The organism is Micromonospora phytophila, assembly GCF_023656545.1.
GTDB lineage: Bacteria > Actinomycetota > Actinomycetes > Mycobacteriales > Micromonosporaceae > Micromonospora > Micromonospora phytophila.
The window spans coordinates 1-8,747 of record NZ_JAMOKF010000235.1 but is presented as its reverse complement, the minus strand read 5'-3'; the positions used below and the strand labels follow the sequence as shown (position 1 = coordinate 8,747).

The 8,747-nt window shown below is 72.8% G+C and carries 7 protein-coding genes; 3 read left to right on the top strand and 4 right to left on the bottom strand.

Annotated elements, in window-relative coordinates; translation table 11 throughout:
* Positions 1–94 precede the first annotated feature (94 nt).
* Positions 95–727 (bottom strand): phosphatidylinositol phosphate synthase, encoded by a 633-nt coding sequence (gene pgsA / locus NCC78_RS22750; RefSeq protein ID WP_250796921.1) that lies wholly within the window; start codon positions 725–727, stop codon positions 95–97.
* A 249-nt stretch (positions 728–976) separates the two neighbouring features.
* Here pgsA and NCC78_RS22745 point away from each other — a divergent pair, with 249 nt between their 5' ends.
* Positions 977–3,139: an elongation factor G-like protein EF-G2 gene (locus tag NCC78_RS22745; protein WP_250796919.1), complete on the top strand. Its 2,163-nt coding sequence runs from the start codon at positions 977–979 to the stop codon at positions 3,137–3,139.
* Between the two features lie 261 nt (positions 3,140–3,400).
* Here the strand turns inward: NCC78_RS22745 and NCC78_RS22740 are convergent, their stop codons facing one another.
* Together NCC78_RS22740 and NCC78_RS22735 are read right to left on the bottom strand one after the other, a co-directional pair.
* On the bottom strand, positions 3,401–4,459 hold the full coding sequence (locus tag NCC78_RS22740; RefSeq protein ID WP_250796918.1) for an aldo/keto reductase: 1,059 nt from the start codon (positions 4,457–4,459) through the stop codon (positions 3,401–3,403).
* An 84-nt stretch (positions 4,460–4,543) separates the two neighbouring features.
* Complete coding sequence (locus NCC78_RS22735; RefSeq protein WP_250796923.1) at positions 4,544–5,056, bottom strand: HIT family protein; 513 nt, start codon at positions 5,054–5,056, stop codon at positions 4,544–4,546.
* Positions 5,057–5,217: 161 nt separating this feature from the next.
* On the opposite strand from NCC78_RS22735, the gene NCC78_RS22730 reads away from it, so the two are divergent.
* Positions 5,218–5,967, top strand: coding sequence for a D-Ala-D-Ala carboxypeptidase family metallohydrolase (locus NCC78_RS22730; RefSeq protein ID WP_250796917.1), 750 nt, complete (start codon positions 5,218–5,220; stop codon positions 5,965–5,967).
* 46 nt (positions 5,968–6,013) lie between these two features.
* Here the strand turns inward: NCC78_RS22730 and thrS are convergent, their stop codons facing one another.
* A complete protein-coding gene (thrS, locus tag NCC78_RS22725) occupies positions 6,014–8,017 on the bottom strand; it encodes a threonine--tRNA ligase (protein ID WP_250796915.1) in 2,004 nt (667 codons plus the stop codon).
* A 255-nt stretch (positions 8,018–8,272) separates the two neighbouring features.
* On the opposite strand from thrS, the gene NCC78_RS22720 reads away from it, so the two are divergent.
* A partial coding sequence (locus NCC78_RS22720) for a DUF1775 domain-containing protein (RefSeq protein ID WP_284706345.1) occupies positions 8,273–8,747 on the top strand: 475 nt, incomplete at its 3' end.

Below are 8,747 nucleotides of genomic sequence, written 5' to 3'. Positions count from 1 at the left end.
CAGCGCGCGGACCGCGCGCCAGCCGGCGACGTAGCCGAGCTCGGTGAGGTTCACCCGCGCCGGACCCGGAGCCCGCGCGGGACGCTGCCCGCGCTCACCCCTGCCTGCCCGGGGTGTGCACCCGCTGGGCCTGCCGGTACACGTGCCTCATCCGCTGGCCCACGGTGAAGATCGACACGGCGGCGAGCAGCCAGAGCGCGATCTCCAGCGCGGGGCGCACGCCCAGGCCGGTGAGCAGCCCGCCCACGCCGACGATGAGCAGCCGCTCGGTGCGCTCGGCGATGCCCACGTCGCCGCTCATGCCGAGCCCCTCCGCCCGGGCCTTGACGTAGGAGACCAGGCTCCCGGCGGCCAGGCAGATCAGCGCGGCCGCGACGCCCGAGTAGTCGTGCTCGGTGGCGAGCCAGTAGGCGACCGCGCCGAAGACGGCGCTGTCGGCGACCCGGTCCATGCTCGAATCGAGGAACGCGCCGAACTTCGTGGAGCCGCCACTCATCCGGGCCATCGTCCCGTCGAGCAGGTCGGTGAGCGCGAAGACGGTCACGATCAGCGCCCCGGCGACCAGGTCACCGCGGGCGCCGAAGCCGAGCGCACCGACGAGCACCCCGAGGGTGCCCGCCACGGTGACCGCGTTGGGAGTTACGCCCGCTCGAAGCAGGCCGCGTGCGACGGGCTCGACGACGCGGGTCATCCCCGCGCGGGCCGTCACTTGGAAGATCTTCGCCATGGCGGTCCCCACGATAACGGTCCGCACGACACCGGCGATACCGCCGGTCAGGCGAGCCGCGCCGGGAGGCTTGTGCAGGCCGCGCATCGGGTGTGAGATCGAGCCAGGAGGTGAGCCAGCTCACCGCCTCGCCCGTTGATTACCCGGAAGCCGGCAGACCACCGGAGGATATCGCCGCGGACCCGCCCGGGCCGCTTCCCCGTCGCGCGCGGCGGTCGCCACCAACCACCGCTGAGGGAGGTGCGCCCCATGGCGCAGAAAAGTCAGGAGAAGGGGGTCACCGGCGCCGTGCCGGTGGTGACCGAGCCCGGCATGATCCGTAACGTGGTGCTCGTCGGGCACTCCGGAGCGGGCAAGACGACCCTGGTCGAGGCGCTGCTCGCGGCGAGCGGCACGATCGGCCGGGCCGGCAACGTCACCGACGGCACCACCGTCTGCGACCACGACCCGGCCGCCGTCCGCCAGCAGCGCTCGGTGAGCCTGGCCTGCGCGCCGCTGCTGCACGACGGCGTCAAGGTCAACCTGCTGGACACCCCCGGCTACGCCGACTTCGTCGGTGAACTGCGCGCCGGCCTGCGGGCCGCCGACGCCGCCCTGTTCGTCGTCTCCGCCGTCGACGGGATGGACGCCGCCACCGCCGCCCTCTGGGAGGAGTGCGCGGCGGTCGACATGCCCCGGGCCGTCGCCGTGGCGCGGCTGGACCACCCGCGGGCCGACTTCGACGAGGCCGTGGCGCTCTGCCAACGGGTCTTCGGCGACAACGTGCTCCCGCTCTACCTGCCGATGCTCGGTGACGACGGGGTCTCCACCGTCGGCCTGCTCGGCCTGATCACCCGCCGGGTCTTCGACTACACCGCCGGTCTGCCCGCCGACGTCCGCGACCCCGACCCCGAGCACCTGCCCGCCATCTCCGAGTCCCGCAACGAGCTGATCGAGGGGATCATCGCCGAGAGCGAGGACGAGTCCCTGATGGACCGCTACCTCGACGGCGAGGAGATCGGCACCGACGTGCTCATCGACGACCTGGAGAAGGCGGTCGCCCGCGGCCACTTCTATCCCGTCGTGCCGGTCTGCGCCGAGACGGGCGTCGGGCTGGACGCGCTGCTGGAGGTGCTCACCGCCGGCTTCCCGTCGCCGCTGGAGCACGAGCTGCCGGCGGTCGCCGGGGTGGACGGCTCCCCGCGTCCGCCGCTGACCTGCGACCCGGACGGCCCGCTGGTCGCCGAGGTGGTCAAGACCACCGTCGACCGGCACGTCGGCCGGGTCTCCCTGGTCCGGGTCTTCTCCGGCACGCTGCGCCCCGAACAGACCGTGCACGTCTCCGGGCACGGCCTGGCCGAACGCGGGCACCCCGACCACGACGCCGACGAGCGGGTCGGCCACATCTACACCCCGCTCGGCGCGAGCCTGCGCGAGGTGGGCACCTGCGTGGCCGGCGACATCTGCGCGATCACCAAGTCCGGCAGCGCGGAGACCGGCGACACCGTCTCCGCCAAGGACGACCCGCTGCTGATCGCCCCCTGGGACATGCCCGAGCCGCTGCTGCCGGTTGCCGTGGTGGCCCGCACCCGCGCCGACGAGGACGCCCTCGCCCGCAACCTGGCCCGGTTGGTCGCCGGCGACCCGACGATGCGCCTCGAACGCAACCCGGAGACCCACCAGCTGGTGCTCTGGTGCATGGGCGAGGCGCACGCCGACGTGGTGCTGGACCGGCTGCGCGCCGGCGGGGTGGAGCTGGAGACCGAGCCGGTCAAGGTGTCGCTGCGCGAGACGCTGACCGCCCCGGCCACCGGCCACGGCCGGCACGTCAAGCAGTCCGGCGGCCACGGCCAGTACGCCGTCTGCGACATCGAGGTCGAGCCCCTGCCGCGCGGCGCGGGCTTCGAGTTCGTCGACCGGGTGGTCGGCGGGGCGGTGCCGCACAACTACATCCCCTCGGTGGAGAAGGGCGTACGGGCCCAGATGGAACGCGGCCTCGTCGCCGGACACCCGGTGGTCGACCTGCGGGTGACCCTGGTCGACGGCAAGGCGCACAGCGTCGACTCCTCCGACGCCGCCTTCCAGACCGCCGGTGCGCTGGCGCTGCGGGACGCCGCCGAGAAGGGCCAGCCGGCGCTGCTGGAGCCGGTCGACGAGGTGGTCGTCCGGGTGGCCGACGGGTCGGTCGGCGCGGTGATGGGCGACCTCTCCGGTCGGCGCGGCCGGGTGCTCGGCACCGAACCGGACCCGGACGCCGAGGGGCGCACCCTGGTCCGCGCCGAGGTGCCCGCCACCGAGCTGCTCCGGTACGCGGTCGAGCTGCGCTCGATGACCTCCGGCACGGGCACCTTCCGCCGCGAGTTCGTCCGCTACGACCCCATGCCCGCCCACCTAGCCGACCAGGCCCGCAAGGAACACACCCCCCACCCCTAACCACCCCCCTCCTCACCGAGGTCGCAAAGGCGCCTGGCGCCACTTTCACGGAAAGAGTGGCCATCCCCCGCCGGATGGCCACTCTTTCCGTGTAAGAGCGTCCTGGCGCACGCCGTCCTGGCGGGGAGCGGCGCGTGGCGAGCACCCAGCGGCGAGCGCCGGTCACCTTCACGGAAAGAGTGGCCATTTCCCGCCGGATGGGCACTCTTTCCGTGAAAGTGCGTCGGGGGTGGCCCGCGGGGGGCGCGGGGGTGGGGTGGGTCAGGGGCGGGCGGTGGGGAAGGTGGGGGTGGGCCAGTGGGGGCGGTCGGCGTCGCGTAGGGCGGCCGCGCGCAGGGCGGCTAGTTGGCGTTCCACCTCGGCGAACTGGTCCGCTGACAGCGGGCCCCAGCGCAGTGCGGCGGCGTTCTCCTCGACCTGGGCGACGGTGCGGCAGCCGGGGATCGGCACGGTCCGGCCGCTGCGCGCCCAGATCCAGCCCAGCGCGCCCTGGGCCAGGGTGCGTCCGTCGCCGGTGAGGGCCGCCCGCACCGCGCCGACCCGGCGCAGCCACTCCGGGGCCGGCCGGCCGCCCCGGAACCACTCCAGCCAGCCCGGGGCGATCCCGCGTACGTCGTCGCGGGGTAGCGTGGAGCCGGCGGTGTACTTGCCGGAGAGCAGCCCCATCCCCAGCGGCCCGCGGTTGACGCTGGCCAGGTCGTACTTGTCGCAGACCGCGAGCAGGTCGGGGGCGTCCCGCAGCACGGACAGGGTGTGCTGCACGGCAGTGGCGTGCCGGGCGCCCTGACCGAACGCCGCCGCCCGGTCGGGGCGGTCGGTGCTCCAGCCGTACGCCCGGACCAGCCCGTCGGCGACCAGGTCCTCCAGCGTGCCGACCAGCGCCTCGGCCCGCGGCACCGGCAGGTCCCCGAGGTGCAGCTGGTAGAGGTCGATGCGGTCGGTGTCCAGCCGGCGCAGGGAGTCCCACACCGCCCGCCGCAGGTACGCCGGGGACGCGTCATCGCCGGTCGCCTGCCGGGCCGCCTCGTCGAAGGTGTAGCCCCACTTGGTGGCGATCACCGCCTCGTCGCGCCGGCCGGCGAGCGCCCGGCCGAGGACCCGCTCGGAGTGCCCCGCCCCGTACGTGTCGGCGGTGTCGAAGAGGGTCACGCCGAGGTCGAGCGCGCGGCGTACCGCCCGGACGGACTCCTCGTCGTCGACGGCGCCCCAGCCCAGCGGCTGCGCGCCCTCGGCCCACGGCCCGCCGATCGCCCAGCACCCCATGCCCAGCGCACTGACCTCGATGCCGCTGCGACCCAACGTCCGCGTCGTGACTGCCATCGACGCATCGTGCCACCTTCGGTGCGCCGGAGGGCGGGAGGTCACCGATCGGGTGGTCCGACCCGCCGGGTGGGGGTCGCGCGGTCAGGAGGGCCAGGCGCGGGCGAGCAGCTCCCGGGTGTCGCCGAGCAGCTGCGGCAGCACCTTGGTACGGCCGATCACCGGCATGAAGTTGGCGTCGCCGCCCCACCGAGGCACCACGTGCTGGTGCAGGTGCGCGGCGATCCCGGCGCCGGCCACCCCGCCCTGGTTCATCCCGAGGTTGAAGCCGTGCGCGTTGCTGACCTTGCGGATCACCCGCATCGCGGTCTGGGTGAACGCGGCCAGCTCGGCGGTCTCCGGCCCGTCCAGGTCGGTGTAGTCGGCGACGTGCCGGTAGGGGCAGACCAGCAGGTGGCCCGGGTTGTACGGGTAGAGGTTGAGCACCACGAAGACGTGCTGACCGCGCGCCACGACCAGGCTCTCGTCCGGCGGCAGCCCGGGCGCGCGGCAGAACGGGCAACCGCTGGGCTTCTCGTAGCCGCCCTCGGGCCGGTCCTCCCCGGAGATGTAGGTCATCCGGTGCGGCGTCCAGAGCCGTTCCAGGCCGTCCGCCATGCCGCCGTCCGCGTGCCGTTCCACCCCTGTCACAAGCGCATCCTACGGACCCGGCCCTCGGCCGGCGACGCCCCGCCGCCGGGGAATCGGTGCCTGGAAATTGTTGACGAAAGTAGAACCAGCCATGAAACTTCTATCCATTCAATCACTTCCATGAATCGATGGAGGCTCCCTTGATCCGACGGCTCAGCAGGTTCCTCGCGGCGCTCGCGCTCACCGCCGCCACCACCATCGTCGGCGTCACCACCACCGCCGGCGCCGCCCACGCCGACGGCTGCTACACGTGGGGACGCATGCTGTCGGAGGGGATGTCGGGCGAAGACGTCCGGCAACTCCAGATCCGGGTCTCCGGCTACCCCGGCTACGGGGCCGTGCTCGGCACCGACGGGGCGTACGGACCGGCCACCCGGTCCGCGGTGATCCGCTTCCAGCAGGCCTACGGCCTGCCTGCGGACGGCATCGCCGGGCCGCAGACGTTCAACAAGATCTACGCGCTGCAGGACGACGACTGCACCACGGTCAACTTCAGCTACGCCGAGTTCAACGACTGCAACAGCGACTGGTCCGGCGGCGCGGTGTCGGCCAGCACCGCCCGCGCCAACGCGCGGCTGTCGATGTGGAAGCTCCAGGCGATGCGCCACGCCCTCGGCGACCAGCAGATCATCGTGACCAGCGCGTTCCGCAGCTACGCCTGCAACTCCGCGGTCGGCGGGTCGTCGACCAGCCGGCACCTCTACGGTGACGCCGTGGACCTCGGCGCCGGACCGCACTCGCTCTGCCGCCTGGCCCAGCAGGCCCGCTACCACGGCTTCAACGAGATCCTCGGGCCTGGTTACCCCGGGCACAACGACCACACCCACGTCGCCAACAAGTCGACCCGGACCTGGTCCGCGCCCAACTGCGGCATCTGACGTCGGCGCCCCCGTCGCGCCGGTGGCGCGGCGGGGGCACCGCAGGTCAATGCTGGGCGGACGGACCGATGTTGGTCCGCGAGGTGACCACGTCCAGCACGTGCGACACCGCGTCGGCGACCGGCACGCCGTTGCGCTGGGAGCCGTCCCGGTAGCGGAACGAGACCGTCCCGGCGGCCACGTCGTCGTCGCCGGCGATCACCATGAACGGGATCTTCTGCTGCTGGGCGGTACGGATCTTCTTCTGCATCCGGTCGTCACCGGTGTCGACGTGGGCGCGGATCCCCTGGGTGCGCAGCGCCGCGACGAAGCCGTGCAGGTAGTCGGTGTGGTCCTCGCGGATCGGGATGCCGATCACCTGCACCGGGGCCAGCCAGGCGGGGAACGCGCCGGCGTAGTGCTCGGTGAGCACGCCGAAGAACCGCTCGATCGAGCCGAAGAGCGCCCGGTGGATCATCACGGGCCGCTGCCGGGTCCCGTCGCCGGCCTGGAACTCCAGGTTGAACCGCTCCGGCAGGTTGAAGTCGACCTGGATGGTGGACATCTGCCAGGTCCGGCCGATGGCGTCCTTGGCCTGGACCGAGATCTTCGGGCCGTAGAAGGCCGCGCCGCCCGGGTCGGGCACGAGGTCGAGACCGGACTCCTCGGCGGCGGAGCGCAGCGCCTCGGTGGCCCGCTCCCAGTTCTCGTCGGTGCCGACCGACTTCTCCGGGTTGCGGGTGGACAGCTCCAGGTAGAAGTCGTCCAGGCCGTAGTCACGCAGCAGGTCCAGCACGAACGACAGCAGCGACTTCAGCTCGCCGGCCATCTGCTCCTGGGTGCAGTAGATGTGCGAGTCGTCCTGGGTCATGCCGCGGACCCGGGTCAGGCCGTGCACCACCCCGGACTTCTCGAACCGGTAGACCGACCCGAACTCGAACAGCCGCAGCGGCAGCTCGCGGTAGGAGCGGCCCCTGGACCGGAAGATCAGGTTGTGGAACGGGCAGTTCATCGGCTTGAGGTAGTAGTTCGCGCCCTCCATCTCCATGGGCGGGTACATGCCGTCGGCGTACCACTGGAGGTGCCCGGAGGTCTCGAAGAGCTGCCCCTTGGTGATGTGCGGGGTGTTGACGAACTCGTACCCGGCGGCCTCGTGCCGCTTCCGGGAGTAGTCCTCCATCTCCCGGCGGATGATGCCGCCCTTGGGGTGGAAGACCGCCAGGCCGGAGCCGATCTCGTCGGGGAAGCTGAACAGGTCGAGGTCCGCGCCGAGCTTGCGGTGGTCGCGCCGGGCGGCCTCCTCGAGCAGCTTCAGGTACGCCTTCAGCTCGTCCCGGGTCGGCCAGGCGGTGCCGTAGACCCGCTGGAGCTGCGGGTTCTTCTCCGACCCACGCCAGTACGCGGCGGCCGAGCGCATCAGCTTGAACGCGCCGATCAGCCGGGTGTTCGGCAGGTGGGGGCCGCGGCAGAGGTCCGACCAGCAGACCTTCTCCTCGTTGGCGGCGAGGTTGTCGTAGATGGTCAGCTCGCCACCGCCGACCTCCATCACCTCGTCGGTGTCGAGGCCCTCACCCTTGACGTCGATCAGTTCCAGCTTGAACGGCTCGGCGGCCAGCTCGGCCTTGGCCTCGTCCAGGCTGTTGAAGCGGCGGCGGCGGAACCGCTGGCCGGACTTGATGATCTCCTGCATCCGCTTCTCGAGCTTGCCGAGGTCGTCCGGCTGGAACGGCTTGTCCACGGCGAAGTCGTAGTAGAAGCCGTTCTCGATGGGCGGGCCGATGCCGAGCTTCGCCTCGGGGAAGACGTCCTGCACGGCCTGGGCGAGGACGTGGGCGGTGGAGTGCCGCAGCACGTTCAGCCCGTCCGGGGAGTCGAGGCTGACCGGCTCGACCTCGGTGTCGGCCTGCGGCGCCCAGTCCAGGTCGCGCAGCTGGCCCTGCGGGTCGCGGACCACCACGACCGCCTTCGGACCGTTCGCGGGCAGCCCGGCCGCGGCCACCGCGTCGGCCGCCGTGGTCCCGGCGGCGACGACGACGGGGTCGGCCACGGCGGGGGTACGGGGTGCGGACACGGTGACTCCTCCAGCAGACGGTACGGGTGACGCCGAACGCTCGGCTCCCGCCGATGCTATCGGGCCCCCTGCCCCACCCGACCGCCGACGCCTCGCACCCGCAGGGATGCTCCCCGCTGTCGTCGCCCCGGTGGAGCAGGGACGCCGGTCGGCCGTCCCCGCCGGCGGACCGTTGAACCTTTCGGGCGCCGCATCCGAACTACCGGGTGTGGCCGGAGCCGGTGCCGGCCGCATGGACACGGATGGGGACCGAAGATGGCGATGACGCGCGGTGCGGGCCGTCGGCGCCGGGCCGGGGCGGTGGCCGTCCTGGCGGCGGCCGTGGTGCTGGCCTGGCCGGCCACGGCGTACGCGGCGGACGTGACGACCAACCCGACCCAGGCCCGGCAGGGCGAGTCGGTGAAGCTCGAGTTCGTGGTGCCGGAGGAGCGGCCGGGCACCCGCACCGAGCGGGTCGAGATCAGGCTGCCCGCCGACGCCCCGATCGCCGAGGTCTACCCGATGTCGGTGGCCGGCTGGGCGCCGCGGATCGCCACCCGCACCCTCGACCAGCCGGTGGCCGGCATCCACTCCTCCCGGGTCGACCTGGTCACCAGCGCGGTGACGTGGAGCCGGATGCCGGGATCGGGCGCCGGGCCGGCCCGCCTCGCCCTCTCCATGGGGCCGCTGCCGGGAACCGACCGGCTCACCTTCGAGGTGGTGCAGACGTACGCCGACGGGACGGTGGTGC

Coding starts and splice junctions, on each gene's coding strand:
- pgsA (WP_250796921.1), bottom strand. CDS start 727: ATGGCGAAGATCTTCCAAGTGACGGCCCGCGCGGGGATGACCCGCGTC.
- NCC78_RS22745 (WP_250796919.1), top strand. CDS start 977: ATGGCGCAGAAAAGTCAGGAGAAGGGGGTCACCGGCGCCGTGCCGGTG.
- NCC78_RS22740 (WP_250796918.1), bottom strand. CDS start 4,459: ATGGCAGTCACGACGCGGACGTTGGGTCGCAGCGGCATCGAGGTCAGT.
- NCC78_RS22735 (WP_250796923.1), bottom strand. CDS start 5,056: ATGGCGGACGGCCTGGAACGGCTCTGGACGCCGCACCGGATGACCTAC.
- NCC78_RS22730 (WP_250796917.1), top strand. CDS start 5,218: ATGGAGGCTCCCTTGATCCGACGGCTCAGCAGGTTCCTCGCGGCGCTC.